This window comes from Tsuneonella amylolytica, assembly GCF_003626915.1.
GTDB lineage: Bacteria > Pseudomonadota > Alphaproteobacteria > Sphingomonadales > Sphingomonadaceae > Tsuneonella > Tsuneonella amylolytica.
Genome location: NZ_CP032570.1, coordinates 1,151,386 through 1,177,786, shown reverse-complemented (window position 1 = coordinate 1,177,786; position 26,401 = coordinate 1,151,386). Strand labels below are relative to the sequence as shown.

Sequence of the window (26,401 nt, the reverse complement as noted above, 5' to 3'; positions counted from 1 at the left end):
GTGCGGCAGTGACGGGGCGGGGCGGGCGCGTCAACACGGTCTGGCGCGGTTCAGGTGAAGCGGGCTAGGGGCGCGTCATGATCAAGCGCTTCGCCCCGTTCGCACTCCTCCTCGCGGGGCCCGCTCTCGCGCAGGCGCCGGCTCCCGCCCCTACCCCTGCCCCTGCGGAAGGGCCGCAGCGTCCGCTGTCGCTGCAGGAGGGGGCCGCGCTCAAGTGTTCGGCGGCCTTCGCCATCGCGGCCGGTCCGCAAGGGAAGGGCCGGGTCTCGCTCGACGCGGCGCAGACCGCGCGCGGCAAGGAGTTCTTCGTGCGCACGTCCGCCGGGATCATGGACGGCGCGCGCTGGCCGCGCGAGCGGGTGGCGGCGGAAATCGGCTCGATCGCGCAGGTCTTGCAGCGGCCCGGCGAGCTGGAAGCGGCCATGTCGCCGTGCCTGCTTCTGCTCGACGCGTCGGGGCTCTGACGCGGCAGGGCGCGTCGCTCGTTCAGGCCGAGGCAAGCGGCGGGAGCTAGTGTTTCCCGTCGATTCGCTTGCAATTTGAATGGGAAGGACGTGCCATGCGCACTCTTATCGCAACCGCCGCTTTTTTCGCGCTCGCCGCGCCGCTGCCCGCGCTTGCGCAGGCCGGCCCGGTCGACGAGACCGAGGCGACCACCGCCGAGATCGAGGCCACGCTCGGCGATCCCGCCACTCAGGCCGCAATGGCCGAAGGGATGGCTGCGGCCAGCGAGGCGATCCTCGACGTGCCGCTCGCCCCGCTCGCCAAGGCGGTCGCCCGGGCCGCGGGCGAGGATCCCGAGGCGGTAGATCCGAACATGACCCTGCGCTCCACCAATCCCGGGGCCGAGGACGTGCCTAACCGGGTGCGCGAGCGGCTGCCCGAAGTGATGGGGCAGATGGCCGGCATGGCCGGCGGCATGGGCGCGATGATCCCGGCGATGAAGGAAATGGCCGCCCGCATGGTCGAGGTCATGGCCGAAGTCGGCGCGCGCGCACGCGTAGGGTACTGACACTGACCGTCCACCGCTAAATCTTGGGCGGGCCGGTGGATTTGCGCCGCGCGCTGGTGCATGACACCCGCCCATGTGGCGCCTCTACCAGTTTCCCCTGTGCCCCTTCAGCCGTAAGGTTCGCCTGCTGCTGAGCGAAAAGGGCGTCGGCTACGAACTGTGGCGCGAGAATCCGTGGGAGCCGTCGGACAGCTTCTGGCGCCTCAATCCGGCGGGCCGGACCCCGGTGCTGGAGGACAAGGCCAAGGGCATCGTGCTCGCCGACAGCCGCGCGATTTGCGAGTATTTCGAGGAAACGGTCGACAAGGCCGCGATGATCAACGGCACGGCGACCAACCGGGCGGAGATCCGCCGGCTGGTCGCGTTGTTCGACGAGAACTTCTTCGGCGACGTCGTCGCCCCGCTGCTCCACGAGCGCATGAAGAAGCGCATCGTCCTGCGCCAGCCGCCCGACAGCCGCGTGTTGCGCGAGGCGATGAAGCTGGCGCACGAGCATCTCGAATACGTCGACTGGCTGGTGTCGAACCACCCGTGGCTCGCCGGCAGCACGATGAGCATGGCCGACCTTGCCGCCGCCGCGCAGATCTCGGTCGCCGACTACCTCGGCGGAATCGACTGGACCGGGCACGAGGAAGCGCGGGGCTGGTACGCCGTATTCAAGAGCCGCCCGAGCTTCCGCCCGCTGCTGACCGAGCGCATGGAGGTGATCCAGCCGCCCGCCCACTACGCGCTGGTGGACGGTTGAGAGCGGGCCCCCCTCTCCCCATATATCGCGGGAAGGAGAGCTTCCCATGACCATCGATTTCAAGAACCTGTCAGCCGCCGAATGGCGCGAGAAGCTGAGCCCCGAGCGCTTCCACATCCTGCGCGAGAAGGGCACCGAGCGGGCCTTTACCGGCCAGTACGACAAGAACTACGCCGCGGGCGAATACACCTGCGCCGGGTGCGGCGAGAAGCTGTTCACCAACGACGAGAAGTACAACAGCGGGTGCGGCTGGCCCGCCTTCGTCGCGCCGGCAGAGGGCGCCGCGGTCGACGAGCACCGCGACACCAGCTTCGGCATGGTCCGCACCGAAGTGACCTGCGGAAACTGCGGCGGGCACCTGGGGCACGTGTTCCCCGACGGACCGCGCGACCGCGGCGGGATGCGCTATTGCATCAATTCGGCCTCGCTCGACTTCACGCCCGAAGGTGGGGGCGCGGCGGGCGCTTCGGAATAGGCGTTCACGCCGGGTTACATCTCGCCTATGCACCCCCGCGCGCGCAAACGGGCATGAGGATGTAGGCAAACCAGATGGCGGAACGGGGTAGCCGGCGCGCGGCGGCAGAGGCGCAGCGCAGGCGACAGTCGCGGCAAACCGCGCCCGGGGCCACGGGCTGGCGCCTGTGGCTGCGCCGCGCGTTCGTGTGGGGCGGCGGCGCGGCGCTCTTGGGCCTGCTGTTCCTCGGCCTCGCGGTCGTCTTCGCGATGCGTTCGCTGCCGAGCTACAGCTCGCTCCAGGCCAGTCAGCCGGGCCAGACGATCGTCGTGCGCGCACGCGACGGGACCGAGATCGTCGAACTCGGCCCCAGCTACGGCAAGTGGCTCGACAGCGGCGAGATCCCGCAGGTCATGAAGGACGCGATGATCTCGGTCGAGGATCGGCGGTTCTACAGCCACCCCGGCGTCGATCCCATCGGGCTCGCCCGCGCGGTCTACGTCTGGCTGACCGGCGACCGGCGCCTGCAGGCGACCAGCACGATCACCCAGCAGCTGGCGCGCAACCTGTTCCTCAACAACAACCGGTCGTTCGACCGCAAATTCCGCGAGGGTATCCTCAGCCTCGCGCTGGAGGCCAAGTTCTCGAAGGAGCAGATCCTCGAGCTCTACCTCAACAAGGTCTATTTCGGCGGCGGCGCGTACGGCGTCGATTCCGCCAGCCGCAAGTTCTTCAGCCACGACGCCACCGACCTCAGCGTGGCCGAGGCGGCGATCATCGCCGGGCTGGTGAAGGCGCCGAGCCGCTTTTCCCCCACCGCCGACGTCGATGCCGCGGTGAACCGGGCGAACGTCGTCCTGTCGCTGATGCGGCAGCAGGGCCGCATCTCCGCAAGCGAGGCGGCGGTCGATCCATCCGCAGTCAAGCTCAAGAAGGACGTCAGCCAGAATTCGGTGCGCTATTTCACCGACTGGGCGCTGCCGCAGCTCGACATCCTGCTGCCCGAAACGTTCGAGCCGATCGAGGTCTGGACCACGCTCGACACCGGGATGCAGCAGGCCGCCGCGACCGCGATCAAGGCCAACGTGCCATCCGGTTCGCAGGGCGCGCTCGTCAGCCTCGACCGCGACGGCGCGGTCCTCGCGATGGTCGGCGGGACCGATTACGTCACCACCAATTACAACCGCGCGACCGAGGCCGTCCGCCAGCCCGGCTCGGCGTGGAAGCTGTTCGTCTATCTCGCTGCGCTGGAGGCGGGCTACACGCCCGAGGACCGGGTCAAGGACGTGCCTGTCACCATCGACGGTTGGAGCCCGCGCAATTCGGGCGGCGGCTATGCCGGTGAAATCGACGTGCGCAGCGCCTTCGCCTATTCCAAGAACACCGTCGCGGCGCAGCTCGGCAACGAGGTCGGCTTCGGCACCGTCGCCTCGATGGCGCGGCGGTTCGGCATCACGACCCCGATCTCGACCTATCCCGCGATGGTGCTGGGAAGCAGCGAGACCCGCGTGATCGACATGACCCGCGCCTTCGCGAGCGTGTCGGCGGGCGGGCAAAGCGTCGAGCCCTACGGCATCGTGCGCGTTACCACGACGAGCGGGGAGGAGCTGTACCGGCACGAAGCCCGCACCGCCACGCGGCTGGTCCCCGATTACGTCGCGGCCGGCATGACCGACCTGCTCCAGACCGCGGTCAGCACCGGCACCGGCCGCTCCGCGCAGATCGGCCGGCCGGTGGCGGGCAAGACGGGTACCACCAGCTCGAACAAGGACGGCTGGTTCTTGGGCTTCTCGAGCGGGATAACCACCGGCGTATGGATGGGCCGCGACGATGCGAAGGCAGTGCCCGGATTGCAGGGCGGCACCGCACCGGCGCGCGCGTTCGCGGCCTACATGAAGTACGCGGTGAAGGATCGCCCGGTGGAGGAGTTCAAGACCGACCTCCAGCTGCCCGAATGGCAGCTCGAGCCCGACGAGGAGCAGATCCTGGGCGGCGATCCCGAGGACTATTACTACATCGACGAGGGCGGCAACCTGGTCGAGCCGCAGCGCCCGGGCGCCGGGCCGGGCCTGCCGCCCGGGGGCAATCCGTTCCCGCCCGAGGGCGAGCAGCAGCCCGGATACCCGCCGCCCGGCCGGCGACCCGGCCCCGCGAGCGAGGCGACGCAGGCCGCGCCCGACGACTTCCTCGACCGCGCCACGGGTGCGCGTCCGGCGCCGTCGCCCAGCGCGCCGCCCCCGCCGCGTCCGCGCAGCGTGACGCTGCCGCCCCCGCAGCCGACCGCTTCCCCGCAACCCCGGTTCTGACCGGCCCTCCCCGCCGCCCGTCCCGGCGCAAGGCACGAAAAACCCCGCCGCGGCATGGGCCGGGCGGGGCGTTTCGTCGCCTACGATGGGGTTCAGCGTAGCCGGATGGGCACGTAGGTGAGCGGGCGCCCGCGGCGCTGGATGCGCAGCAGCACCGTCTCGCGCCCGCCGGACTTCGCCTGATTGACCGTGGCTTCGAGATCGGCGACCGAACCCACCGACCTGTAGTTCGCGGTGGTGACGATGTCGCCAGCCTGAAGGCCCTTCTGGCCCGCATCGGAACCCGGATCGACACCCAGGATCACGAGACCCGAGGTATCGGCCGGCACGCCCAACTGCTGGGCGTAGCGCGGCGTCATCGGCGCGACCTGAAGGCCGAGCGTGGTGGCGAGTGCATCGCTGCCGCCCCCGCGCGACATCGGGTTCTCGGTGGTGCCGTTGTCGTCGTTGTTGAACAGCTGCGACTGGGCGAGTTCCTCGTCGCTCGGCCGCTTGCCCACGGTCAGCGTGACCGAACGGCGCTGGCCTTCGCGGATCAGTTCGACCGGGATGCGGGTGCCCGGCGCGATGTTGGCGACGAGGAACGAGAGCGTCTGCTCGTTCGTCACGTCCTGCCCGTTGACCTTGGTCACGACGTCGCCCGCCCGGATGCCGGCCTTGTCGGCCGCCTGCCCGGGCTCGACGCCCTGCACGAACTCGCCGCGGTTCTGCGGCAGGTTGAGGGAGTCGGCGAGATCGCCGCTGACCGGCTGGATCTGCACGCCGAGATAACCCCGGGCGATCTCCTGGCCGCTGCGCAGCTTCTGGACGATCGGCGCGGCGATCTCGGCCGGGATGGCGAAGCCGATGCCCACGCTGCCGCCCGAAGGCGAGAAGATCGCGTTGTTGATGCCGATGACGTTGCCCTGCATGTCGAACAGCGGCCCCCCCGAGTTGCCCCGGTTGATGCTGGCGTCGGTCTGGATGTAGCGGTCGTAGGCGCTACCCGAACCGGTGTTCCGCAGCACGGCCGACACGATACCGCTCGTCACCGTTCCGCCGAGGCCGAACGGGTTGCCGATAGCGATGACCCAGTCGCCCACGCGGGCCTGGCTGCTGTCGCCGAACTTGACGAACGGCATGGCCTTTGGCGCCTTGATCTTGAGGACCGCCAGATCGCTTGCCGCGTCGTTGCCGACGAGTTCGGCCGGATACTCGGTGCCGTCGGTGGTGGTGACGGTGATCTCCTCCACCTCGCCCTTGCCCTGCAGCGCGATGACGTGGTTGTTCGTCACCACGTAACCGTCGGACGAGATGATGAAGCCCGAACCCAGCGACTGCGCCTCGCGCGTGGTCGGCTGCTGCGTGCTGCCGCCGCGCCCGCGGTTGCCGAACAGACCCTCGAACGGAGTGCCGGCGAACGGGTTCGACTGCGCCTGCACCTGGATGCGCTGGCGGGTGGAGATGTTGACCACCGCGGGCTGCAACTGCGCGGTGAGGTCGGCGAAGCTTTCCGGCGCGCCCGCGCGGGGCACGACCCGGGCCATCTGGCCTTCGTCGTTCTGGGCGACCTGCGCGCCGGCGGGGTAGCCTGTGATCAGCGAAAGCGCCGCGCCGCCCACCAGCAGCGCCGAGGTCAATCCGTAGGAATATCGCACGTGTGGCCTGTCCTTTTCGTCTTCGAATGCGTGTCCCCCGTGAAACGGGAATTCACGCCCGGGGGGCTGAACCGCGATTGAACGCTTCGACGAACGGTCAACGCCGTCCGCGGAACTGCCTGAGATAGTCGTTGTCGGGCGACATGATGATCGAACTGTCGCCCGTGCCGCTCTCGAACGTGGTGCGATAGCTCTGCATCGCGCGGTAGAAATCGTAGAACTCCGGATCCTTGTTGAAGGCGTCCGCGTACGTCTTCGCGGCGTTGGCTTCGGCTTCGGCGCGGATGATCTGCGCGTCGCGGCGGCCGCCGGCGCGGATCGTCTCGGCCTCTTCCTGCCGGTCGGACTGCATCCGGGTGAAGGCCGCCTGCAGCGGGGTACCTTCGGGCAGGTCGGCACGCTTGATCCGCACGTCGAGGATTTGCGCCCCGTACTGCCGCGCCTGCCGGTCGAGCGCCTCGCGGATGTTGAGCATGGCGTCGCCGCGTTCGGGGGTCAGCAGGCTGGCGAACGTGCGCCGGCCGAGTTCCTGCCGCAACACCGAGGTGAGGATCGGCTCGAGCTGCGAACGGAGCTGGTCTTCGGTCCCGGCGCTCTTCACGAACTGGATCGGGTCGTAGATGCGGAACCGGGCGTAGGCGTTCACCTCGAGCCGCTGCTGGTCGTTCGACAGAACGGTCTCGCCTTCCATGTCGAGATCCTGGATGCGGCGATCGACCATCTGGACCCGTTCGGCGAGCGGGATGCGCAGGGCGAGGCCCGCGCCGGTCTTGCCGAACGGCTCGTCGGGCTTGAACCGGTTGATGACCCGGTCGGGCTCGCCGGTGCGGATGATCACCGCCTGCTGCGTTTCGGGGACGACGATCATCGAACTCATCAGCACGAAGGCGAGGGCCGCCAGCGCGAGGATGGTCAATCTGTGTGTTTGCCAGATGCGTTCCATCGTCACTGTCCTCCCGCCGGGGCCGCCGCGGGCGGGGTCTGGGCCTGCTGGCCTTGCGCCCTGCGGCGCACCTCGGGCAGCGGGAGATAGGGGGTGACGCCGTCGGCCTCGACGATCGTCTTGTCGGTCTTGGACAGGACTGCTTCCATGGTCTCGTAGTAGAGCCGGCGCCGCGTCACCTCGGGGGCGAGGCGGTACTGCTCGTAGATCTCGTTGAACTCCGCCGCGCTACCCTGTGCCTGGGCAAGCATCTGCTGTTCGTAGCGGCGCGCGTCGTTGAGGTTGCGTTCGGCATCCTGGCGCGCGGCGAGCACGTCGTTGAACGCCTCGATCACCTGCTCGGGCGCTTCGGTCCGGGCGATCTCGACACCTTGCACCGCGATGCCCGCGCCGTATGCGTCGAGGATGTCCTGCATCCGCCGGCGTACGCGGGTTTCCACCTGCTCGCGCCCGGCACCCGACAGGATCGTGTCGAGACTGGTCTCCGCGACCGCCGCCCGCATCGCGGATTCGGCGACTTCGGTCATCGTTTCCTGCGGTTCGACCAGTTCGAATCGGTAGTTGACCAGGTTCTTGATGTTCCAGCGCACGATGTAGCTGAGATCGACCAGGTTCTGGTCGCCGGTCAGGATCAGGTTCTCGCCCGAATTGCCGATGGTCTCGCTGCGGATCGTGCTGACGTTCTCCACCGCGACCGACTGGATCGGCCAGGGGAACGTGAAGTTCGTGCCCGAATTGAGCGTGCGGGCGTACTTCCCGCCCAGCCAGGTGACGACACCCTGTTCGCGCGGCTGCACGAAGTGGATGCTGCTGACGGCGAGCCACACGAGCGCGATGGCGGCGATGCCGATGGGGAACCAGCTCTTGCCGCCCGGCCGCTGGGGCAGGCGGAAGTTCGGGCCGCCGCCGCCCCCGCCGCCGGTGCGGCGCGGGCCTTCGGGGCCGCGGTTCTTGAAGATGTCCTCGATGGAGGCGGAGCGGCGCGGCTCGTCCGACGGCGGCAGCCACGGATTGCGCGGGCCCTTCGGTTTGTCGGGCTTGTCCGCCGACGGGCGCGGCGGGGTCGCATCGCCCGTCCCGTCACCGTTTCCGGTACCATTTCCGGTGCCGTCGCCGGAGTTGTTTCCCCACGGGCTCTTGCCGGCCATTGCGAGGCCGATCATTCGTCCCAACCCATCCTTCTTGTCCATGCCTTCGTTATAGGGACCGCGCGCCCGGAAAAAAGGGGTGGCACCCCCGATTTTGGTGCTAGGGCGCGGCCCGGATGGACGAGACCGACCTCAAAACCCGTTTGCCGGCGGCCCTGGCCGACCGAGTGCGCTCGCTGAAGCTCGCCGACGGGGTCGCGACCGTCGTCGTCGATGGCAGCGGGCTCGACGCCGGTGGACGCGACGCGCTGGAGCAGGCGGTGCGCGCGCAACTGGGCGCGGCCGACGGCGTGCGCGAGGTGCGGGTGGCGGTGATGGCCGACCGGGCCTCGGGCGAGGATGCGGGCGGGGATGCGGGCCGGCCTGTGCGCGCAGGTCCCGTGATCGTCGCGGTGGGATCGGGCAAGGGCGGGGTCGGCAAGTCGACGCTGACGGCCAACCTGGCGGTCGCGCTGACCCGCGCGGGACGCAAGGTGGGGCTGGTCGATGCCGACATCTACGGCCCCAGCCAGCCGACGCTGCTTGCGACCGAAGGCATTCGTCCGCAGGCGGAAGGCGACGGCGGGGGCGACAAGCTGGTGCCCGTGGACAGCCCCTACGGCGTCCGGATGCTCTCCATGGGCCATCTCGTCGAGCCCGGAAAGGCACTGGCCTGGCGCGGGCCGATGGCTTCGGGCGCGCTCGGGCAGCTGGTCGACGCGCACTGGGCGGATACAGAGGTGCTGCTGCTCGACCTGCCGCCGGGCACCGGCGACGTGCAGATCACCATGCTGCAGAAGCATCGGCCGGCGGGCGCGGTGATCGTGTCCACCCCGCAGGATCTCGCGCTCATCGACGCGCGCCGCGCCGCCGAACTGTTCGCCAAGGGCCCGGTGCCGGTCATCGGCCTGGTCGAGAACATGAGCGGCTATGCCTGCCCCCATTGCGGCGAGATCAGTGATCCCTTCGGCCGCGGCGGAGTGGAAGCGGTGGCCGAAACCTCCGGCATCCCGTTCCTCGGGCGCATCCCGCTGACGCTGTCGATCCGCGAGGCGAGCGATGCCGGCACCCCGCCCGCCGCGGGAGAGGGCGAGGCGGCGGACGTCTTCGCTGCGATCGCCATGAAGGTCGGTGACTGGCTCGACGGGAACGCCGGCAAGAGGGCCGGCTAGCGATGGAAGTCAGCCGCCGGGGTCTCCTTGCCGGAGCCGCGGTGGGCGGCGGACTGCTGGTCGCCTGGGGTCTGTGGCCGCGCGAATACGGCGTGCCGCTGTCGGCGGGCCGCGGGGAATGGGCCTATTCCGCCTGGCTCAAGCTTGCCCGCGACGGCGTGCTGACGGTCGCGGTCCCCCAGCTCGAGATGGGGCAGGGCATCACCACGCTGATCCCGCAGGTCGTCGCGGCGGAGATGGGCGCGGACTGGCGGCAGGTTGCGGTCGAGCCTGCGCCGGTTTCTGGCGCTTATGCCAACCTCCCGCTGGCGGCGAAATGGGCGCCGCTGTGGCTGCCGTCGCTACCCGTCTTGGCCGACGATCCGCGCAAGCTGCCGCTCCGCCGCTGGGCGGGCGAGCACGGCTTCATGGCGACCGCCGACGGCACGAGCCTCGCCGCCTACGAAGCGTCCGCGCGCGCGGCGGCGGCGGCGGCCCGGGCGATGTTGTGCATGGCCGCCGCCGATCGCTGGGGCGTGTCGGCGGAGGAATGCGACGCGCGCGGCGGCCTCGTCTTCCATGGGCGCAAGCATCTGAGCTTCGCGGCGCTGGCCGAGGATGCCGCCGGCTACGATCCGCCCGACCCCCCGCCCCTGCGGCCCGCGGGTTGGAGCGAAAGCGCCGGCCCCGTCGCCGCGGAGGACACGGTACCCTATCCCCGGCTCGACCTGCCGGCCAAGGTCGACGGCAGTTTCCAGTTCGCCGGCGACGTGCGCCTGCCCGGCATGCTCTACGCCGCGATCCGCCACGGCCCCATCGGCGACACCGAGCTGCAGGGCTTCGACGAGGAGGCCGGGGCGCGGGTGCGAGGCTTGCGGCATGTGGTGAAGGCGCGCGGCTGGATCGCCGCCGTCGCCGATACCTGGTGGGCGGCCGAAGAGGCGCTGAAGGCCATGGCACCGGTGTGGAAGACCACCGGACGCGCCGATAGCGAACGCATCGCCGCCGCGCTCGAAATGGCGCTGACCAGGGGCGAGGCGAGCCGGATCGAGACGCGCGGGACGGGCGACCGCGATCGCGGTGCGCCGTCGGTCACCCATCGCTACGACATCGCGCCCGCGACCCATGCCACGCTGGAAACCGCGAGCGCGACCGCGCGGCTGTCGGACGGCAAGCTCGAGCTGTGGGTCGCAGCCCAGGCCCCGGCGGAGGCCAAGGCCGCCGCTGCCAAGGCGGTCGGGCTGGCGACGGCGGATACCGTGCTCTATCCGATGGCCGCGGGCGGCAGCTTCGACCGGCGTCTCGAGCACGACCACGCGATCGAGGCGGCGGTAATCGCGCAAGCCGCGGGCGCGCCGGTGCAGCTCGTCTGGTCGCGCTGGCAGGAACACGTCGCCGGCCGCCCGCGCGCGCCGCTGTCCGCGCTTGCCAGCGCATGGACCGCGCGGGAGGACGGAAGCCCGCGCGCGCTGCGGCTGCGGGTCGCTATGCCTGCCACCACCACCGAGTTCGGTCGCCGGCTGTTCGGCAACAAGACCGCGCAAGCCGCGCTCGCCGTCACGGGCGATGCGCCCGACCCGCTCGCTTTCGAAGGCGCTGCCGGCCCCTACGCGATCCCCGACATCGCCATCGATCACGTCCCGGTGAACGTCGGTCTGCCGTCGGGCCGGATGCGCGGGAACGCGCACGCCTGGTCGGCCTTCGTCGTCGAAAGCTTCGTCGACGAGCTGGCCGCCCGCGTCGGGCGCGAACCGCTGTCGTTCCGCATCGGCATGCTGGGCGGCGATGCGCGCCTTGCCGAATTGCTGCAGCGCGCCGCCCGCCTCGGCGAGTGGGACGGCGGTGCCGACCGCAGCGGCAAGGGCATCGCCTGCTGGCGGATCGGCGACCCCGCGACCGGGGGCGCGGTCGCGCGGATCGCCTGCGTCGCCACCGCGCGCGCGGGCGAGGGCGGCGTGCGGGTGGAGCGCCTGTCCGCCGCGGTTGATCTGGGTCGCATCGTCAATCTCGACATCGTACGCCAACAGATCGAAGGCGGGCTGATATTCGGCACCGGCCTCGCCACCGGATCGACGCTGCAGTATGCGGCCGGCCTGCCTACCGCGAGCCGGCTCGCCGACCTGGCGCTACCGGTTCTGGCGGACAGCCCCGAGATCGTGCTGGACATCGTCGCGGGCGAAGGCGATCCGGCCGATCCCGGCGAGATCGGCGTGGCGGTCGCGGCCCCGGCGATCGCCAACGCCCTGTACTCGGCGACCGGCCTGCGCCTGCGCCGCCTGCCCCTGCTTTCGGAGGGTTTGTGACCTGGACTGCCCAAGACCTGCCGCAAGGCCACTCGCCGGTGAAGAGCGGCGGGGTCGGCGTGCTGATCGTCAACCTCGGCACGCCCGACGCACCCGATCCGCGCAGCGTGAAGCGCTACCTCGCCGAATTCCTGTCGGACCGGCGCGTGGTGGAAATTCCGGCGATCGCCTGGCAGCCGATCCTGCGCGGGATCATCCTCAACACCCGCCCGAAGAAGAGCGCGCACGCCTACAGCCAAGTATGGACCGAGGCGGGCTCGCCCCTCGCGGCGATCACCGCCGAGCAGGCGGGAAGGCTGCAGGAGCGCCTGGGCGGCGAGGTGCACGTCGATTACGCCATGCGCTACGGCAATCCGTCCATCGCCAGCCGGCTGGAGGCGCTGATGGAACGGGGGTGCGAGCGCATCCTGCTCGCCCCGCTATATCCGCAATACAGCGGGGCCACGACCGCGACGGTTGTGGACAAGGCCGGGGACTGGCTGCGGGAAAGACGTTGGCAACCGTCGCTGCGGACCCTGCCGCCCTATCATGACGACCCGGCCTACATCGCGGCGCTGGCGGCCGATCTCGGGGCGCAGCTCGATGCGCTCGATTTCGCGCCCGAGGTTCTGCTGCTGAGCTTCCACGGGATGCCGCAGCGAACGCTCGAGCTCGGCGATCCCTACCATTGCCACTGCCGCAAGACCGCGCGCCTGCTGGAGGCGGCGCTGGACCGCCCGGGCTTGCGGATCGAAACCACGTTCCAGAGCCGCTTCGGCCGGGCCAAGTGGCTGGAACCGGCGACCGACGCCGTGCTGGAAAACGAGGCGAAGGCCGGCACCCGCCGTCTCGCGATCGCGGCACCGGGTTTCTCGGCCGACTGCCTCGAAACGCTGGAAGAGCTCGCCATCCGCGGGCGCGAGCAGTTCACCGAGGCCGGAGGCGAGCAATTCGCGGCGCTTTCGTGCCTCAACGCGGGCGAGGCGGGCATGGCGATGCTGGAGGCGCTGGTGCGGCGCGAACTTGCGGGCTGGGTCTAGCTCACTTACAACCGGGTAAGTTTCAAGGAGCCACCCATGGCGAGTATCGCAGAACCGCTGCCGCGCAACGACGAGGAAACGCCCCCGGCCAACGCCTATGTCGGGCACCCAAATGCCGAGGATTTGGCGCACATCCCGGGCGAGGCCGGCTGGCCGGTGGTCGGCAATACCTTCCGCCTGCTCGCCGATCCGGTGGGGTTCGCCTGGCGGATGTACCGGACCTACGGCCCCGTGTACAAGAACCGCGCCTTCGGCGGCTGGCACGTCGCGCTGATCGGCCCGGAAGCGAACGAGCTGATCCTGATGGACCGGCAGAAGAATTTCAGCTCCGAACAGGGCTGGGGACCGACGCTCGACAAATTGTTCCCGCGCGGGCTGATGCTGATGGACTTCGACCATCACCGGATCGACCGGCGGGCGCTGTCGATCGCGTTCAAGCCCGGTCCGATGCGCCACTATGCCGGCGCCCTCGACCGCGGCATCGCCGATGAAGTCGCGAACTGGGGCGGGGAGCGGCTGTTCTATCCGGCGATCAAGCAGCTGACCCTAGACCTTGCGGCCGAAAGCTTTCTCGGCGGTAGCTGGGGGCCGGAATCGCCCAGGATCAACCAGGCCTTCGTCGACGAGGTGCAGGCCTCGATTGCGCCGATCCGCAAGCCGCTGCCGTTCACGCAGATGAAGAAAGGCGTCGATGCGCGTGCCTACCTTGTCGACCTGTTCGAGAAGGAAACGCTGAAGCGGCGCGCGGGCGAGGGGCTGGGGCAGGACATGTTCAGCCAGTTCGCCACCGCCACGCGCGAGGACGGCAGCCTGCTGGACGTCGACCAGGTGGCCGACCACATGAACTTCCTGATGATGGCGGCGCACGACACGATCACGTCCTCGGCGACGAGCCTCGTGTGGCTGCTGGCGAAGAACCCCGACTGGCAGGAGCGGCTGCGCGAGGAAATCGTCGCGGTCACCGGCGGCCCCGATGCGAAGGGCACGCCGCGCGGCTTGGCCTACGACGACCTCGGCAAGCTGGAGCTGACCGAGATGGCGTTCAAGGAAGCGCTCCGGCTGATCCCGCCGGTCCCCAGCCTGCCGCGCCGGGCGCTGCGCAGCTTCGAATTCGGCGGCTACCGCATCCCGGGCGGAACGGAAGTCGGCTTCAACGTCGGCCTCACCCACAAGCTGCCCGACATCTGGCCCGATCCCGAACGCTTCGATCCGATGCGCTTCACCCGCGAGGCGGAAAAGGCGCGGCACAAGTATGCGTGGATCCCGTTCGGCGGCGGGGCGCACATGTGCCTCGGCCTCCACTTCGCCTACATGCAGGTGAAGATCCTGCTGGCGCAGCTGCTCCAGCGCTACCGCATCGAGATCGCCGAGGGATACGAGCCCGAATGGCAGCCGTGGCCGATCCCCAAGCCCAAGGACGGGCTAAAGGTGACCTTCAAACCGCTCTAGAAGTCGATCGCGATGCCCTTGCGCACCCAGTCGCCGTAGCGGGTGGGGCTCAATTCCTCCTCGACATGCGGCTGCGCGGGCGCGGGCGGCGGATCGTTCGACCAGTGGGCCGGCTTGGCGAACCTCTCGGGGCGTGTGGTGGCGCGTTCCATGCGGCCAAGATGGGCGCGCTGGCTCTCGGGTGCAATCGCCGATAGGGGGCGGTCATGGCAAAAATACAGGGACTCGCCGCACGCGCCGCCGCGCTTCGGATGCTCGACGCGGTCCTGCGCCGGGGTGAGACGCTCGAGATGGCCGAGAGCGCGACGGCGAAGGGCCTGACGCAGAGCGACCGGGGCCTCGCCCGCGCCATCGCCGGCGAGAGCCTGCGCTGGCTGGTCGATCTCGACGCGATGATCGACAGCGCGACGAAGCAGGCGCTCCCACCCGATGCGAAGCCGCGCACCGTGCTGCGCATGATGCTGGCTCAGGTCCTGCGGCTCGACACGCCGCCCCACGCCGCGATCGCCACCGGGCTCGAACTGCTCGACGGCGGGCCGCGACGCCTGGCGCATGGGGTGTTCTCGGCGCTGACGAAGCGAGGGGCCGCGTTGCCGGGCGCGCCCACCCTGCCGGAAAACGTGGCGGCGCGCTGGGGCGCGAAATCCGCCGCGATCGCCGCCGCGCTGGCCGACCCGCCGCCGCTCGACATCGCGCTCAGGGACTGGAGCGAGACCGAGCATTGGGCGCAGGAACTCGGCGGGGGTTCGCTCGCCCCGGGCCACGTCCGCCTGCCGCGCGGCAGCATGGTCGAACGGCTGCCGGGCTTCGAGGAGGGGGCGTGGTGGGTGCAGGACCTTGCCGCCTCGCTACCCGCCCGTCTGCTCGGGGCGGGCGAGGGGCGCAGCGCGCTCGACCTCTGCGCCGCACCGGGCGGCAAGACGCTGCAACTCGCCGCTGCGGGCTGGCGGGTGACGAGCGTCGACAAGAGCGCCAAGCGGCTCGACCGGTTGCTCGAGAACCTCGAACGCACCGGCCTTGCCGCCGAAGTGGTCGCCGCGGACGCGCTGAAGTGGGAGCCGGGGCGGACGTGGGACGCTATCCTGCTCGACGCGCCCTGCACCGCCACGGGCACCTGCCGCCGCCATCCCGACGTGCTTCACCGCATCGGCCCGAACCAGATCGCGGAGATGGCGGAGTTGCAGGCCGCGCTGATCGAGCGGGCAACCGGCTGGCTCGCACCGGGCGGCACGCTGGTCTACGCCACCTGTTCGCTGGAGCCGGAGGAGGGCGAAGCGCAGACCGCCGCGGTTGCGTTGCCGCCCCTGCCGATCGCCCCCGGCGAATTGCCCGCGGGCCTGGCGCCAACACCCGAAGGATGGCTGCGGACCGACCCTTCGATGCTGGCCGAAGATGGCGGCCTCGACGGGTTCTTCGCGGCGCGTTGGCGCGGCTAGGCCTTTACCTTGTCCTGGAAGCTCTTGCGAAGCTTCATCAGCTTGGGCGGGATGACCGCGAGGCAATAGGGGTTCCGCTGGCCTTCGCCCTTCCAGTATTCCTGGTGGTAGTCCTCGGCCGGGTACCACGTCGTGGCTTCCTCAATCGTGGTGACCGCGTTGCCGCCGTGTTCGGCGTTCCAGCGTTCGATGGCCGCTTCGGCCTCCTCCCGCTGCGCGTCGTCGAGCGGGAAGATCGCACTGCGGTACTGGGTGCCGACGTCGTTGCCCTGCCGGTTCAACTGGGTCGGGTCATGCGTGCCCAGGAACACGTCGAAAATCTCGGGCAGCGAGATGGTATCGGGGTCGAACGTCACGCGGATCGCCTCCGCATGGCCGGTGTCGCCGCTGCAGACCGCCTTGTAGGTAGGGTTGTCGACGTGCCCGCCGATGTAACCGCTCTCGACCTGGCTTACTCCCACCACGTCGCGGAAGACCGCCTCGGTGCACCAGAAGCACCCGCCGGCGACGATTGCCTGTTCGCTCATATCCAATGTCTCCTTGTCGCCGGTGAGATAGGAAGCGCCGCGGCGGTTGTCATCGCCGCCGCGCGATATAGGATGGCGCGCCGCAACACCGGGAGATTTCGATGCGCCTCTTCGCCGCCGCCTTGGCCCTGACGTCCCTGACCGGGGTTCTCGCCACGACCGCCCCCGCGGCGGCCCACGATCCCGCCGCCGCGCAGGCCGCGGTCGCCAACCCGAACCGCGCGAAGGACGCGCCCCGCGACCAATACCGTCACCCTGCCGAAACGCTCGCCTTCTTCCAGGTCGAACCGGGCATGAAGGTGGGCGAATATGCGCCGGGCGGCGGCTGGTATTCGCGCGTTCTCGCCAACTACCTCAACGCCGACGGGCGACTGGTGGGCCTGTTCTTCACCCCGGAAGAGGGCGTCTTCGACGAAAAGGCGCGCGAGGGCATCCGCAAGTCCGCCGCCGGCTTTCCCGCGCAGGTCGAAGGCTGGACCGGCCGGCCCGCGGCGCAGACCGCCGGCCTCACGCTCGACGGCGTGACCGACGCCGACAAGGGCACGTTCGACCGCATCCTCGTGATCCGCATGATGCACAACATGATGCGCTGGAACTTCGCCGACAGCGAACTGAAGGCGATGCGCGACCTGCTGAAGCCCGGCGGAATGCTGGGCGTGGTCCAGCACCGGGCGAAGCCGACGGCCGACGGCGACTACGCCAACGGCACGAAGGGATACCTGCGTCAGGACGACGTCGTCGGGCTTGTCGAGGCGATGGGCTTCGAACTCGTGGGCACGAGCGAGATCAACGCCAACCCGCGCGATCCCGCCAACCACGCCGGCGGGGTGTGGGAAATGCCGCCGACCTTGTCGAGCAAGAACGAGGCCCTGCGCCCCTTGGGCGAGAGCGACCGGATGACCTTGCTGTTCCGCAAACGTTGAGGGCTTGCGACATCTCCGGATTGATGTAACCCTGTATCATCAACTTGGAGACCTTCCATGCGCCGCCTCGCCCTTTTCGCCCTCCCACTGCTGGCTGCAGGGTGTACCGATCGCGCCAATGACGCGCGCGGTGTCGACCGCAACGAGACCCTCCTGTCGGTCAGTGCATCGGGCCATGCGGAAAGCCGACCCGACAAGGCGGAGTTCCAGGCCGGCATCGAGACCTGGGCGGCCAGCGCCACCGCCGCCAGCGCGGCCAACGCGAAGAAAATCGCCGAGATCGTGGCGGCACTGCAGGGTGTCGGGGTGACCGAAAAGGATATCCAGACCCGCGCCGTCAGCGTCCAGCGGCTCGATTACGGTCCGCGCAGGGGCCAGTACCAGGCTTCGAACATCGTCAACGTGACACTGCGCCAGGCCGACCGGGTCAGCGAGGCGGTGACCGCCGTGACCGATGCGGGGGCGAACGTGGTGAGCGGCCCGAACCTGTCGATGACCGACCCCGAAAGTGTCGCCAACCTCGCCTACGCCGACGCCTACAAGGCGGCGCGCAAGCGGGCGGAGGCGTATGCGAACGCGGCCGACATGGAGATCAGCCGGGTCCTCTACATTCGGGATGCGGGCGGCAGTCAGGGCAACACCTACTTCCGGGCCGCGGACGCCACCGCCGTCATGGCCGAAGAGGCGGCCGGCCCGCCGCCGCCGGTCGCACCTCCGCCGCCGGTCAACACCGCGCCCCGCCCGCCGGGCGCCCCGCCCCGCGTAATGATCGGCACCACCAGCTCGGACGTGTTCATTCAGGTGGACTTCGCGCTGCGCGGCAAATAACCCCCCGGGATGGCTTCCAGCGAACGCACCGTCACCGTCGCCGCGCTCCAGCTCGACCTGTCGTCGCACGACGAGCAGGCGAATATCGACGCCGTCTCGGCGCTGGTCGAGGACGCGGCGGGCAAGGGCGCGCAGATCGTCCTCCCGCCCGAGCTCTTCTCCGGCCCGTACTTCTGCAAGGTGGAGGAGGAAGAGCTGTTCGCGCTTGCGCGGCCGACGGCAGACCATCCCTCGGTGCGCGCGATGCAGTCGCTGGCCGGATCGCTCGGCGTGGCGATCCCCACCAGCTTCTTCGAGCGCGACGCGCACCATTACTATAACACTCTCGCCATGATCGGCCCCGACGGCGAGATTATGGGGACCTACCGCAAGAGCCATATTCCCGACGGACCAGGCTACGAGGAGAAGTACTACTTCCGCCCCGGCAACGACGGGTTCAAGGTCTGGGATGTCTTCGGCACCCGGATCGGCGTGGGCGTGTGCTGGGACCAGTGGTACCCGGAAAGCGCGCGGGTGATGGCGCTGATGGGCGCCGAGCTGCTGTTCTATCCCACCGCGATCGGCAGCGAGCCCTACGACGACACGCTCGATACCAGCCGCATGTGGCGCCGCGCGATGCTGGGGCACGCGGTCTCCAACTGCATGCCGGTGATCGCGAGCAATCGCATCGGAACCGAAGACGGGCAGACATTCTACGGCCACAGCTTCGTGACCGACGAATGGGGCGACTACATCGCCGAATTCGGCGCCGGGGAAAGCGGCGTGCTGGTCGCCGCGATCGACCTCGCCCGGGCGGCCAGGCATCGCGCGGGCATGGGTTTCTTCCGCGACCGCCGCCCGCAACTCTACGGGCGCATCTGCGAGGACGTCTGACCGGCGGTGGCCGCCCGCACCGCTATGTCGTCGCGCTGGGATCCAACGTGCGGCACCCCCGCCGCGGCCCGCCACGGCGGGTGATCGCGGCGGCGGTCGCTGCGCTGGCGGATGCAGGCCTTGCGGTCGAAGCCGTTTCGCCGGTTATCGAAAGCGCCCCGCTGGGTCCCTCGCATCGCCGTTACGCCAACGCGGCGGCCCGGGTGGCGACCGGTCTCGCGCCGGAGGCATTGCTGGATGTGCTGCAGGGGATCGAGAGCGATTTCGGCCGCCGGCGCCGCGGGCAGCGCTGGAGCGCGCGGGTCCTCGATCTCGACATCGCGTTGTGGAGCGGCGGCCCGTGGGCGAGCGAAACGCTCATCCTCCCCCATCCGGAGTTCCGCCGGCGCGCCTTCGTCCTCGGACCCGCTGCCGCCGTCGCCCCCGGCTGGCGCGATCCGCTGACCGGCCTGACCGTCCGCCACCTCCAAGCCCGCTTGACCCGCCCGACACCGCTGGCCTAGGGCGCGCCTCGCCAAGGCAATGTGTTTTGGGCCCTTAGCTCAGTCGGTAGAGCAACTGACTTTTAATCAGTAGGTCGCTGGTTCGAACCCAGCAGGGCTCACCACTTTCGTCGGTTCCGCCAGGTATCACCGATTTAGTCCCGTCACGTGAAACCCGTCGCCGTCTGGAACGGCTCAGGCCTGCGTGCTTCGCAATGCTGCCGACTTTCACACGGCGAGGTGAGCTGTTATATCCGCACTCGAAACCGCCGCGTGCGGGGCGGCGACGCATTACCGGAGAATTCGCAATGGACATGCCGCTCGCGGCGATGGAAGCCAGCGCCGCAAAGGCATCGGATCTGCTGCGCACGATGGCCAACGAATCGCGGCTGATGATCCTGTGCTACCTCGTCGACGGCGAGAAGACGGTCGGCCAGATCGCGGAAAAGATGGAGCTGTCCCAGTCGGCGCTGTCCCAGCACCTTGGCATCCTGCGCCGTGAGCGACTGGTGAAGACCCGGCGCGACCGGCAGTTCATCCACTATTCGCTCGACAGCGAGGATGCGAAGGCGCTGCTCGAAACGCTCTACATGCGCTTCTGCGGACCGGACGCGGGCTAGGCGCCGATCCAGGCGCGCAGGACCATCGCGACCGCGCCGAGCACGGCCACGCTGCCCGCCCAGATCGCCGCCATCCACGCGAGGCGCTTCCACAGCGGAGCAGGGTGCGGCGACGGCACAGTCAATGATACCCCTCGTGCGCGACTTTGCCACGAAAGACCCAGTAGGCCCAGCCGGTGTAGGCCAGGATCAGCGGCATCGTCAGGCCGACGCCGATCAGCATGAACCACTGGCTGCGCTCGGGCGCGGCGGCTTCGAAGATGGTCAGCGAGGGCGGGACGACGTTTGGCCAGATGGTGAGGCCAAGGCCCGCCATGCCGCAAGCGAACAGCCCGAGCGACAGGAAGAACGGCAGCGCCTCGCCCTTTGCGAGTGCGCGCAGCAACCACAGCCCCAGCACCGCGGTGGCGACCGGCACCGGCAGCGCGAACCACAGGTCGGGCGTCGATAGCCAGCGTTCGGCATATTCGGTGCGCAGGCCGAGGTTGTAGATGCTGACCGCCGCCATCAGCACGGCGGTCGCCCAGAAGGCCCGTTTGGCGAGCTTGCGGGCGTGCGCCTGCCCTTCGCCGTCGAGCTTCCAGATCAGCCAGGTCGCGCCGAGAAGGGCGTAGCCCGCCACCGTGCCGATCCCGGTGAGAAGGGTGTAGGGGGTGAGCCAGTCCCACCAGCTGCCGGCGTATTCGCGGCCCGAAACCTCGATTCCCTGCAGCAGCGCGCCCAGCACCATGCCCTGCGCCATTGCCGCCACGAGAGACCCGCCGGTGAATGCCACGTCCCAGAACGCGCGGTGGCGGTCGTCGCGCCAGCGGAACTCGAACGCCACGCCGCGGAAGACCAGCCCGAGCAGCATGGCGATGACCAGCGGGTAGGTCGCCGGCATGATGACCGCGTAGGCGAGCGGAAATGCGGCGAACAGGCCGCCTCCGCCCAGCACCAGCCAGGTTTCGTTGCCGTCCCACACCGGCGCGATCGAGTTCATCGCCCGGTCGCGCTCGCGCCCCGGCGCGAACGTCGGGAACAGTACCCCGATGCCGAGGTCGAAGCCGTCCATCACGACATAAGCGAACACCGCGAAGGCGATGATGAACGCCCAGATCGCGGAGAGGGTGGGATCGGGCACCATTACTCTGCCTCCTCGCGGTTGCGCGGCAGCTTGTCGGGATCGCCCGGGTTCTGGGTCGGTCCCGGGGTGATGCCCGCGGTGCGGATCGGCGCGTCCATGTCCTCGGCCACGCCGCCTTCGCCGGGATGCGGGGACTTGGCCGCGAGACGCAGGATGTACCATACGCCGACGCCGAACACCGCGAAGTAGACGAGCACGAAGGCAAGCAGCGATGCACCGACGGCCGGTGCGTCGAGCGGGCTGGCGGCGTCGGCGGTGCGCAGCTGTCCGTAGACGACCCACGGCTGGCGACCGACCTCGGTCGTGATCCAGCCGGCGAGCACCGCGACGAAGCCCGACGGACCCATGACCAGCGCCGCCCGGTGCAACCAGGGCCAGTCGTACAGCCTGCCGCGCCAGCGCGCGAAGAGGCTCCACATGCCGATACCCAGCATCGCGAAGCCGAGACCGACCATTATGCGGAAGGACCAGAAGACGATGCCGACCGGCGGCCGCTCGTCTTCCGGCACGGTGTCGAGCCCGGCAAGCGGGGCGTCGGGATCGTGCTTGAGGATCAGCGAGGAGGCCTTGGGGATCTCGATCGCGTAGTCGACCCGGCCGGCCTTGCTGTCGGGGATGCCGAACAGGATCAGCGGCGCGCCGTCGGGGTGGCTTTCGAAATGCCCCTCCATCGCCATGACCTTGGCCGGCTGGTGTTCGAGCGTGTTGAGGCCCTGCATGTCGCCGGCGACGATCTGGACCGGCACCACCAGCGCGGCCATCCACATCGCCATCGAGAACATCGTTCGCACGTGCTCGTTCGCGCGGCCCTTCAGCAGGTGCCATGCGCCGATGCCGCCGACCGCGAACGCGGTGGTGAGGTAGGCGGCGATGACGGTATGGACGAGGCGGTAGGGAAAGCTGGGATTGAAGACGATGTCGAACCAGCTTTCCCCCGGCAGGAACTGGCCGTTCGCGCCCAGGATATAGCCTGCCGGCGTATGCATCCAGCTGTTCGCCGACAAAATCCAGAAGGCCGATACGAACGTGCCGAACGCGACCATGCAGGTGGCGAAAAAGTGGAGCCGCTTGCCCACCCGCTCCATGCCGAACAGCATGACGCCGAGGAACCCCGCCTCGAGGAAGAAGGCGGTCAGCACCTCGTAGGCCATGAGCGGGCCAAGCACGGGACCGGTCTTGTCGGAGAAGACCGCCCAGTTGGTGCCGAACTGGTAGGACATGACGATGCCCGAGACGACGCCCATCGCAAAGGCGACGGCGAAAATCTTCAGCCAGTAGCGGTAGAGATCGAGATAGCGCGTCTTGCCGGTTTTCAGCCACAGCCCTTCGAGCACCGCGAGAAAGCTCGCGAGCCCGATCGAGAAGGCGGGGAAGATGAAGTGGAAACTGACCGTGAACGCGAACTGGATCCGCGCGAGGATCAGGGCATCGGCGTTGTCGAACATGTCCGCATGACTAGCGCATTCGGGGCAAAACGGCGACGCGAAGATTGCAACGCGTGATGCGCGCCGCGCTCGCGGGAATGATCAGAGCTGCCCGCGCATATCCGACAGGTCGTAACCGGCGGCTCCGGCCCGTTCGATCCGCTCGTCGGCACCGAGCCCTTCGGGGTTGGCGAGCGCCCACAGCATGGCGGCGCGTTTGCCGCTGGCGCAATGGGCGAGGACCGGCCCGTCCGCATTGGCGATGGCATCGGCCTGGCGGTGGACATGGCCGGGGGTGAGTTCGCCCGGAGAAAGCGGGTTGTAGCGGTAAGCGATTCCGGCCGCTTCCGCCGCCGCGCGCACCTCGGCCGAGGAGGGTTGGCCGGGTGCCTCCCCGTCCGGGCGGTTGCAGACGATCGCGGCGTAGCCTGCGTCGCGCATCGCGGGGATATCGCCGGGAGCGATCTGGCCGGTGACGGCGTATCCCTTGCCGAGATTGCTCAATTCCATACCAACTACTCCTCGATGAATCAGACCGCGTTGATCGGTATCTTGATGTAGGCGACCCCGTTGTCCTCGGGCTCGGGCAGGCGGCCGCCGCGGATGTTGACCTGCACGCTCGGCATGATCAGCTTCGGCATCGCGAGTGTGCTGTCGCGGCTGGTGCGCATCGCGACGAATTCCGCTTCGGTGGTTCCGTCCTTCACGTGCACGTTCTCGCGGCGCTGCTGGCCGACGGTGCTTTCCCAGGCGAACTCGTCGCGGCCCGGCGCCTTGTAGTCGTGGCAGAGAAACAGGCGGGTTTCGTCCGGAAGCGACAGAAGCCGGCGGATCGAGCGATAGAGCTCGCCCGCGTCGCCGCCGGGGAAATCCGCGCGGGCGGTGCCGAAATCGGGCATGAAAATCGTGTCGCCGACGAACGCCGCATCGCCGAAGACGAACGCCATGTCGGCCGGGGTGTGACCGGGCACGTGCAGCACCGATGCCTCGATGCCGCCCAGCCGGAACGTGTCGCCGTCGTCGAACAATCGGTCGAACTGCGATCCGTCGCGCTCGAAATCGGTTCCGGCGTTGAACAGCTTGCCGAAGACCTCTTGCACGCGGACGATCCCGCGGCCGATCGCAAGCTGCCCGCCGAGTTTCTCCTGCAGGTAGGGCGCGGCGGAAATATGGTCGGCATGCGCGTGGGTCTCGATCAGCCAGGCGACCTTGAGGTCGCTTGCCGCGACGTACTCGGCGATGCGGTCCGCCGAACCGTTCGAGGTGCGTCCCGATGCGGCCTCGTAATCGAGAACCGAATCGATGATCGCCGCCTCGCGCGTGACGGGATCGTGTAGGACGTAGCTGACGGTGTTCGTCGCTTCGTCGAAGAAACCGGCGATGCTCGGGCGCAGGGAGGCGTCGGCGGAAGCGCGCCGTATTTGCTCGGCCGCATGTACGATTGGCGGGTCGTCCGTGATGCTCGGTTCAGCCATATGAGATCTATCTAATATAAAGGGTCGAGAAGTCAACCGCCCGCGGCGCACGTCAGGGTCAGCGCCTCCAGCGCGGCGCAGTCGAACCCGGCACCGCGCCGCTGTGCTTCTGCGACGGCGGCACGGGCGGTATCCGGTTGCGGCAGGGATCGGACATGACGCACGAACGCTTTGTTCCAAATGTTGCCCAGAGCCAGATTTCGCGCGAAAACGCCGTGACCGAACGCTGCGGCGTAGTCCTCGCGACTACCGGCGCGCAGGTCCGCCAGCGCCAGCGCCAGCGCAAACGAATGCTTTTCCGGAATGGGCCAGCGCCCAACCAGCGTACGCAATTCCTAGCGGCGACCGGCATGAATTCCGTCCCGACGACGGGATTTGCCGGAGAGAAAGCGCAAACGTTGACTTTCCGCCATTTTGACGCGATTTGCAAAGAGGTGAACGACGGCGCCCCCTTTGGTATAAGCGACTTTCCGAGCAAGCTCGATGATCTTGCCAGTCGGTGCGAAGGCGATAACCCCCCTGTCGACACCCTTCGTGGGCTTTGCGAGATATTGCGTCAGATCGGACCTAATCTGGCGGGCTTCGATCGCGACCGGATCGACGGATCGTTCGACAGGCTTCTCGATGCGGGTGCCGACGAGAGCGCGGCGGCTTTGCTGGCGGGCGATGTCTTCGGGTACATGATGTCACGCAGTCCCGGTGGCATCGCGATTGCTTCGGCGTGGATACCCGACCGGTCGGAGGAGCACACGGTACAGGCTGCCGATCATACGAGCGCGCTCTGCGGTGCAATGGCGCGGGCCTGCGCGCAGGCGATCACCTGCGGACCGACCCCCGCAAGCAACCGCATTAATTAAACAAGGTCAGCCTCGATGGCGAGGCGAGTGGCCTCGGCGGCGGAGGCGATATCAAGTTTCTTGAACATGTTCGCGCGATGAATTTCCACCGTCCGAGGGCTGATGCCGAGTTGCTGCGCAATGCCCTTGTTCGAGCTTCCGATGGCGACCGCACGGATCACGTCGGTTTCCCGCGCGGAAAGGGAATCCAGCTTTGCGCGCGCCTGAGCTTTCCGGCGCCGTTCGTCGGTACTTCCCCCCCGCTGGCGAAGCGAGTTTTCGACTCGGCCCCTGATCGTCTTGAAATCGAAGGGATATTCAAGATAGTCGATGGCACCGGCGTGCGACCGGTCGACCACGCGGCTGACCTCAATCGTGTCGCTGTACGCGATCACGGGGATGCCCGCGTCACCCAATGCCTCTGCCACAGCTTCGACATCGCCGTCGCGGTCGTCGACGAGCGCAAAGATGACGTTGTCGGTTCTGAACCGGACTAGATCGGCGATGTCGTCGAACGGTTCGACGTGCCAGATGCGCCGCAAAGTGCCCGCGATCGAGGCGCGCCTGCCCTCGTTCCCGTCAAAAAGAACGATCGTTGGACGCATCGGCAACCCTCCGTAAAATAGCGTAAACCGGTTAATTTACGCAGTTCGACTTACGGGGTTCCCACGATAGGTAGCAGTACCTACCGGCACCGCCGATCATCGCCGTCCGAATTGCGCGTGAATGTGATCGAGCACCGAAGGATACAACGGATTGTCGAAGCGCAGACCGATCTCCTCCGCATGCATCCAGCGCACTGTGGCCGGGATGGGGCCGACCTCACCGATCCTGACGGTAACATGCCCGCCCTCGCGCAGCTTCATCTGCGAGCGGTCTTCGATCCGGCATCCCTGTTCGGACAGGTCGTGGATGATCACCTCGCGACTGCCGCCTGCCGCGAAGACCCGGCCGACGATCGACACCTCGCGCCGTTCCTGGCTCCGCTCGTTGACGGTGCGGGAGGAAACGGCCGGGGGCAGTCTCTCCGCAGCCACCGGAGCGGGAGCAATTAAGGACGGGCTCGCAAACTGTGGGGTGGGAGCGCAGTCTTGCTGCGGGAACCGTTCCTCGGCGAACGCCTCGGCCGCCGTCCAGAAGACCGCTTCTGGGCCGAGATCGACGGCGGGCCTGCCATCGAGGAAACACGCCCAGACGCGGCCCTTACGAGCCACGAAGAAGGTATCGTCGGCACTCAACGGTTCATCCCGGCGAATCAGGTACGTCTCGGACCCGTTTCGATCAATGGAGGAATTCGGCCCCGCGCACGAGTCCCACGATTCCCGCCACGCCCACGACCGCGGCGATTCCCCACGGCTCCCACACGAACTGGCACGGGTTTCGACTTGCCTCGGGAAGCGGTTGGGCGGGCCGGATGATGGGGCGACCGGTGCGGGTCCGGCTCGGCAGGGGGGGGCCCATTTTCATGCCAGCCAACTCAACGCGAACATTGTCGCGGCTCCGATAGCGAAACCGGCTGCCACCGCCACCGTCAGATGCGTGCGGTGGCCGCGAGCGTGGGAAACCGGGAAGCCGCCCAAATGGGCCCGGAAGCTCATGCGCGGCACGGCCTCGCTATTGAGGCGGGCCACGATTTCATCGAGCGGCGGCATGCTCGGCACGCACCGTCCGCGGTCGCTGACGAGGATGAGAGGTTGGCGTTGAA

The 26,401-nt window shown here is 68.6% G+C and carries 30 protein-coding genes and 1 tRNA gene; 17 read left to right on the top strand and 14 right to left on the bottom strand.

The features are described from left to right. The first annotated feature begins 77 nt into the window (after window positions 1-77). The 5 genes from D4766_RS05795 (at window position 78) to D4766_RS05775 (ending at window position 4,517) form a co-directional block, all read left to right on the top strand. Window positions 78-464, top strand: coding sequence for a hypothetical protein (locus D4766_RS05795; RefSeq protein WP_120716595.1), 387 nt, complete (start codon window positions 78-80; stop codon window positions 462-464). A gap of 95 nt (window positions 465-559) precedes the next feature. Next, window positions 560-1,012, top strand: coding sequence for a hypothetical protein (locus tag D4766_RS05790; protein WP_162935678.1), 453 nt, complete (start codon window positions 560-562; stop codon window positions 1,010-1,012). A 73-nt stretch (window positions 1,013-1,085) separates the two neighbouring features. Next, entirely contained in the window at window positions 1,086-1,757 is a 672-nt protein-coding gene (locus D4766_RS05785) for a glutathione S-transferase family protein (protein WP_120716593.1), read from the top strand. A gap of 46 nt (window positions 1,758-1,803) precedes the next feature. After that, on the top strand, window positions 1,804-2,232 hold the full coding sequence (gene msrB / locus D4766_RS05780) for a peptide-methionine (R)-S-oxide reductase MsrB (RefSeq protein WP_120716592.1): 429 nt from the start codon (window positions 1,804-1,806) through the stop codon (window positions 2,230-2,232). 74 nt (window positions 2,233-2,306) lie between these two features. Beyond that, window positions 2,307-4,517: a transglycosylase domain-containing protein gene (locus tag D4766_RS05775; RefSeq protein ID WP_120716591.1), complete on the top strand. Its 2,211-nt coding sequence runs from the start codon at window positions 2,307-2,309 to the stop codon at window positions 4,515-4,517. 92 nt (window positions 4,518-4,609) lie between these two features. Here the strand turns inward: D4766_RS05775 and D4766_RS05770 are convergent, their stop codons facing one another. The 3 genes from D4766_RS05770 to hflK form a co-directional block, all read right to left on the bottom strand. Continuing rightward, window positions 4,610-6,154: a Do family serine endopeptidase gene (locus tag D4766_RS05770; RefSeq protein WP_120716590.1), complete on the bottom strand. Its 1,545-nt coding sequence runs from the start codon at window positions 6,152-6,154 to the stop codon at window positions 4,610-4,612. Window positions 6,155-6,251: 97 nt separating this feature from the next. Next, window positions 6,252-7,097, bottom strand: a complete 846-nt coding sequence (gene hflC, locus D4766_RS05765; RefSeq protein WP_120716589.1) for a protease modulator HflC — start codon at window positions 7,095-7,097, stop codon at window positions 6,252-6,254. A gap of 2 nt (window positions 7,098-7,099) precedes the next feature. Then, a complete protein-coding gene (hflK, locus tag D4766_RS05760) occupies window positions 7,100-8,260 on the bottom strand; it encodes a protease modulator HflK (RefSeq protein WP_407701506.1) in 1,161 nt (386 codons plus the stop codon). 101 nt (window positions 8,261-8,361) lie between these two features. On the opposite strand from hflK, the gene D4766_RS05755 reads away from it, so the two are divergent. The 4 genes from D4766_RS05755 to D4766_RS05740 are packed head-to-tail and all read left to right on the top strand — an operon-like array spanning window position 8,362 to window position 14,146. Beyond that, on the top strand, window positions 8,362-9,396 hold the full coding sequence (locus D4766_RS05755) for an Mrp/NBP35 family ATP-binding protein (protein WP_120716588.1): 1,035 nt from the start codon (window positions 8,362-8,364) through the stop codon (window positions 9,394-9,396). 2 nt (window positions 9,397-9,398) lie between these two features. Then, on the top strand, window positions 9,399-11,678 hold the full coding sequence (locus D4766_RS05750; RefSeq protein ID WP_120716587.1) for a molybdopterin cofactor-binding domain-containing protein: 2,280 nt from the start codon (window positions 9,399-9,401) through the stop codon (window positions 11,676-11,678). After that, complete coding sequence (gene hemH, locus D4766_RS05745; protein WP_120716586.1) at window positions 11,675-12,697, top strand: ferrochelatase; 1,023 nt, start codon at window positions 11,675-11,677, stop codon at window positions 12,695-12,697. The genes D4766_RS05750 and hemH overlap by 4 nt, the downstream gene beginning before the upstream one ends. A 36-nt stretch (window positions 12,698-12,733) precedes the next feature. Next, a complete protein-coding gene (locus tag D4766_RS05740) occupies window positions 12,734-14,146 on the top strand; it encodes a cytochrome P450 (protein WP_120716585.1) in 1,413 nt (470 codons plus the stop codon). Here D4766_RS05740 and D4766_RS05735 read toward each other — a convergent pair. Next, window positions 14,143-14,298 (bottom strand): DUF1674 domain-containing protein, encoded by a 156-nt coding sequence (locus tag D4766_RS05735; RefSeq protein WP_120716584.1) that lies wholly within the window; start codon window positions 14,296-14,298, stop codon window positions 14,143-14,145. The genes D4766_RS05740 and D4766_RS05735 overlap by 4 nt on opposite strands. A gap of 54 nt (window positions 14,299-14,352) precedes the next feature. On the opposite strand from D4766_RS05735, the gene D4766_RS05730 reads away from it, so the two are divergent. After that, on the top strand, window positions 14,353-15,582 hold the full coding sequence (locus D4766_RS05730) for an RsmB/NOP family class I SAM-dependent RNA methyltransferase (protein ID WP_120716583.1): 1,230 nt from the start codon (window positions 14,353-14,355) through the stop codon (window positions 15,580-15,582). Here the strand turns inward: D4766_RS05730 and msrA are convergent. After that, on the bottom strand, window positions 15,579-16,109 hold the full coding sequence (gene msrA, locus D4766_RS05725) for a peptide-methionine (S)-S-oxide reductase MsrA (RefSeq protein ID WP_120716582.1): 531 nt from the start codon (window positions 16,107-16,109) through the stop codon (window positions 15,579-15,581). The two genes, D4766_RS05730 and msrA, sit on opposite strands and share 4 nt — an antisense overlap. A 101-nt stretch (window positions 16,110-16,210) precedes the next feature. On the opposite strand from msrA, the gene D4766_RS05720 reads away from it, so the two are divergent. From D4766_RS05720 to D4766_RS05695, 6 genes are all read left to right on the top strand, one after another. Continuing rightward, a complete protein-coding gene (locus tag D4766_RS05720; RefSeq protein WP_120716581.1) occupies window positions 16,211-17,032 on the top strand; it encodes a class I SAM-dependent methyltransferase in 822 nt (273 codons plus the stop codon). 57 nt (window positions 17,033-17,089) lie between these two features. Further along, entirely contained in the window at window positions 17,090-17,860 is a 771-nt protein-coding gene (locus tag D4766_RS05715; protein WP_120716580.1) for an SIMPL domain-containing protein, read from the top strand. Between the two features lie 9 nt (window positions 17,861-17,869). Then, window positions 17,870-18,733 carry an N-carbamoylputrescine amidase gene (aguB, locus tag D4766_RS05710; protein ID WP_120716579.1) on the top strand — a complete coding sequence of 288 codons (864 nt, stop codon included), beginning with the start codon at window positions 17,870-17,872 and terminating at the stop codon, window positions 18,731-18,733. 47 nt (window positions 18,734-18,780) lie between these two features. Then, window positions 18,781-19,236, top strand: a complete 456-nt coding sequence (gene folK / locus D4766_RS05705) for a 2-amino-4-hydroxy-6-hydroxymethyldihydropteridine diphosphokinase (protein ID WP_234024907.1) — start codon at window positions 18,781-18,783, stop codon at window positions 19,234-19,236. A 28-nt stretch (window positions 19,237-19,264) separates the two neighbouring features. Continuing rightward, window positions 19,265-19,340, top strand: a tRNA-Lys gene (locus D4766_RS05700). 183 nt (window positions 19,341-19,523) lie between these two features. Continuing rightward, window positions 19,524-19,835 carry an ArsR/SmtB family transcription factor gene (locus D4766_RS05695; RefSeq protein WP_199798103.1) on the top strand — a complete coding sequence of 104 codons (312 nt, stop codon included), beginning with the start codon at window positions 19,524-19,526 and terminating at the stop codon, window positions 19,833-19,835. On the opposite strand, the gene D4766_RS05690 is transcribed toward D4766_RS05695, so the two are convergent. From D4766_RS05690 to D4766_RS05670, 5 genes are all read right to left on the bottom strand, one after another. Then, window positions 19,832-19,954 carry a DUF2474 domain-containing protein gene (locus D4766_RS05690; protein WP_120716578.1) on the bottom strand — a complete coding sequence of 41 codons (123 nt, stop codon included), beginning with the start codon at window positions 19,952-19,954 and terminating at the stop codon, window positions 19,832-19,834. The genes D4766_RS05695 and D4766_RS05690 overlap by 4 nt on opposite strands. Window positions 19,955-19,956: 2 nt before the next feature. Then, window positions 19,957-20,961, bottom strand: a complete 1,005-nt coding sequence (cydB, locus tag D4766_RS05685) for a cytochrome d ubiquinol oxidase subunit II (protein WP_120716577.1) — start codon at window positions 20,959-20,961, stop codon at window positions 19,957-19,959. Next, window positions 20,961-22,406 carry a cytochrome ubiquinol oxidase subunit I gene (locus D4766_RS05680; protein WP_120716576.1) on the bottom strand — a complete coding sequence of 482 codons (1,446 nt, stop codon included), beginning with the start codon at window positions 22,404-22,406 and terminating at the stop codon, window positions 20,961-20,963. Before D4766_RS05680 ends, cydB begins: the two co-directional genes overlap by 1 nt. An 81-nt stretch (window positions 22,407-22,487) precedes the next feature. Beyond that, the gene (locus D4766_RS05675) at window positions 22,488-22,895 is read right to left on the bottom strand and encodes a protein tyrosine phosphatase family protein (protein WP_120716575.1); all 408 of its coding nucleotides are present in this window, start codon (window positions 22,893-22,895) and stop codon (window positions 22,488-22,490) included. A 20-nt stretch (window positions 22,896-22,915) separates the two neighbouring features. After that, window positions 22,916-23,860 (bottom strand): MBL fold metallo-hydrolase, encoded by a 945-nt coding sequence (locus D4766_RS05670; protein WP_120716574.1) that lies wholly within the window; start codon window positions 23,858-23,860, stop codon window positions 22,916-22,918. A gap of 155 nt (window positions 23,861-24,015) precedes the next feature. Here D4766_RS05670 and D4766_RS13760 point away from each other — a divergent pair, with 155 nt between their 5' ends. Next, complete coding sequence (locus D4766_RS13760; RefSeq protein WP_162935677.1) at window positions 24,016-24,717, top strand: hypothetical protein; 702 nt, start codon at window positions 24,016-24,018, stop codon at window positions 24,715-24,717. Here the strand turns inward: D4766_RS13760 and D4766_RS05655 are convergent. The 4 genes from D4766_RS05655 to D4766_RS05645 form a co-directional block, all read right to left on the bottom strand. Further along, window positions 24,714-25,301 carry a response regulator transcription factor gene (locus D4766_RS05655; RefSeq protein ID WP_120716571.1) on the bottom strand — a complete coding sequence of 196 codons (588 nt, stop codon included), beginning with the start codon at window positions 25,299-25,301 and terminating at the stop codon, window positions 24,714-24,716. The genes D4766_RS13760 and D4766_RS05655 overlap by 4 nt on opposite strands. A 96-nt stretch (window positions 25,302-25,397) precedes the next feature. Next, window positions 25,398-25,934 carry a PilZ domain-containing protein gene (locus tag D4766_RS05650; protein ID WP_162935676.1) on the bottom strand — a complete coding sequence of 179 codons (537 nt, stop codon included), beginning with the start codon at window positions 25,932-25,934 and terminating at the stop codon, window positions 25,398-25,400. 43 nt (window positions 25,935-25,977) lie between these two features. Beyond that, window positions 25,978-26,163, bottom strand: a complete 186-nt coding sequence (locus D4766_RS13755) for a hypothetical protein (RefSeq protein ID WP_162935675.1) — start codon at window positions 26,161-26,163, stop codon at window positions 25,978-25,980. Further along, window positions 26,160-26,348, bottom strand: coding sequence for a hypothetical protein (locus D4766_RS05645; protein WP_120716569.1), 189 nt, complete (start codon window positions 26,346-26,348; stop codon window positions 26,160-26,162). The genes D4766_RS13755 and D4766_RS05645 overlap by 4 nt, the downstream gene beginning before the upstream one ends. Between the last annotated feature and the right edge of the window lie 53 nt (window positions 26,349-26,401).

Excerpts from the sequence above, each read along its gene's own strand:
- D4766_RS05670 (WP_120716574.1), bottom strand. The coding sequence starts at position 23,860 with ATGGCTGAACCGAGCATCACGGACGACCCGCCAATCGTACATGCGGCC.
- aguB (WP_120716579.1), top strand. The coding sequence starts at position 17,870 with ATGGCTTCCAGCGAACGCACCGTCACCGTCGCCGCGCTCCAGCTCGAC.
- D4766_RS05655 (WP_120716571.1), bottom strand. The coding sequence starts at position 25,301 with ATGCGTCCAACGATCGTTCTTTTTGACGGGAACGAGGGCAGGCGCGCC.
- msrA (WP_120716582.1), bottom strand. The coding sequence starts at position 16,109 with ATGAGCGAACAGGCAATCGTCGCCGGCGGGTGCTTCTGGTGCACCGAG.
- D4766_RS05740 (WP_120716585.1), top strand. The coding sequence starts at position 12,734 with ATGGCGAGTATCGCAGAACCGCTGCCGCGCAACGACGAGGAAACGCCC.
- cydB (WP_120716577.1), bottom strand. The coding sequence starts at position 20,961 with ATGGTGCCCGATCCCACCCTCTCCGCGATCTGGGCGTTCATCATCGCC.
- hflK (WP_407701506.1), bottom strand. The coding sequence starts at position 8,260 with ATGATCGGCCTCGCAATGGCCGGCAAGAGCCCGTGGGGAAACAACTCC.
- D4766_RS05790 (WP_162935678.1), top strand. The coding sequence starts at position 560 with ATGCGCACTCTTATCGCAACCGCCGCTTTTTTCGCGCTCGCCGCGCCG.
- D4766_RS05730 (WP_120716583.1), top strand. The coding sequence starts at position 14,353 with ATGGCAAAAATACAGGGACTCGCCGCACGCGCCGCCGCGCTTCGGATG.
- D4766_RS05695 (WP_199798103.1), top strand. The coding sequence starts at position 19,524 with ATGGACATGCCGCTCGCGGCGATGGAAGCCAGCGCCGCAAAGGCATCG.
- D4766_RS05720 (WP_120716581.1), top strand. The coding sequence starts at position 16,211 with ATGCGCCTCTTCGCCGCCGCCTTGGCCCTGACGTCCCTGACCGGGGTT.
- D4766_RS05755 (WP_120716588.1), top strand. The coding sequence starts at position 8,362 with ATGGACGAGACCGACCTCAAAACCCGTTTGCCGGCGGCCCTGGCCGAC.
- D4766_RS05775 (WP_120716591.1), top strand. The coding sequence starts at position 2,307 with ATGGCGGAACGGGGTAGCCGGCGCGCGGCGGCAGAGGCGCAGCGCAGG.
- D4766_RS05680 (WP_120716576.1), bottom strand. The coding sequence starts at position 22,406 with ATGTTCGACAACGCCGATGCCCTGATCCTCGCGCGGATCCAGTTCGCG.
- D4766_RS05750 (WP_120716587.1), top strand. The coding sequence starts at position 9,399 with ATGGAAGTCAGCCGCCGGGGTCTCCTTGCCGGAGCCGCGGTGGGCGGC.
- D4766_RS05715 (WP_120716580.1), top strand. The coding sequence starts at position 17,090 with ATGCGCCGCCTCGCCCTTTTCGCCCTCCCACTGCTGGCTGCAGGGTGT.
- D4766_RS05795 (WP_120716595.1), top strand. The coding sequence starts at position 78 with ATGATCAAGCGCTTCGCCCCGTTCGCACTCCTCCTCGCGGGGCCCGCT.
- hflC (WP_120716589.1), bottom strand. The coding sequence starts at position 7,097 with ATGGAACGCATCTGGCAAACACACAGATTGACCATCCTCGCGCTGGCG.
- D4766_RS05675 (WP_120716575.1), bottom strand. The coding sequence starts at position 22,895 with ATGGAATTGAGCAATCTCGGCAAGGGATACGCCGTCACCGGCCAGATC.
- D4766_RS05785 (WP_120716593.1), top strand. The coding sequence starts at position 1,086 with ATGTGGCGCCTCTACCAGTTTCCCCTGTGCCCCTTCAGCCGTAAGGTT.
- D4766_RS05645 (WP_120716569.1), bottom strand. The coding sequence starts at position 26,348 with ATGCCGCCGCTCGATGAAATCGTGGCCCGCCTCAATAGCGAGGCCGTG.
- msrB (WP_120716592.1), top strand. The coding sequence starts at position 1,804 with ATGACCATCGATTTCAAGAACCTGTCAGCCGCCGAATGGCGCGAGAAG.
- D4766_RS05735 (WP_120716584.1), bottom strand. The coding sequence starts at position 14,298 with ATGGAACGCGCCACCACACGCCCCGAGAGGTTCGCCAAGCCGGCCCAC.
- D4766_RS13760 (WP_162935677.1), top strand. The coding sequence starts at position 24,016 with ATGACGCACGAACGCTTTGTTCCAAATGTTGCCCAGAGCCAGATTTCG.
- D4766_RS13755 (WP_162935675.1), bottom strand. The coding sequence starts at position 26,163 with ATGAAAATGGGCCCCCCCCTGCCGAGCCGGACCCGCACCGGTCGCCCC.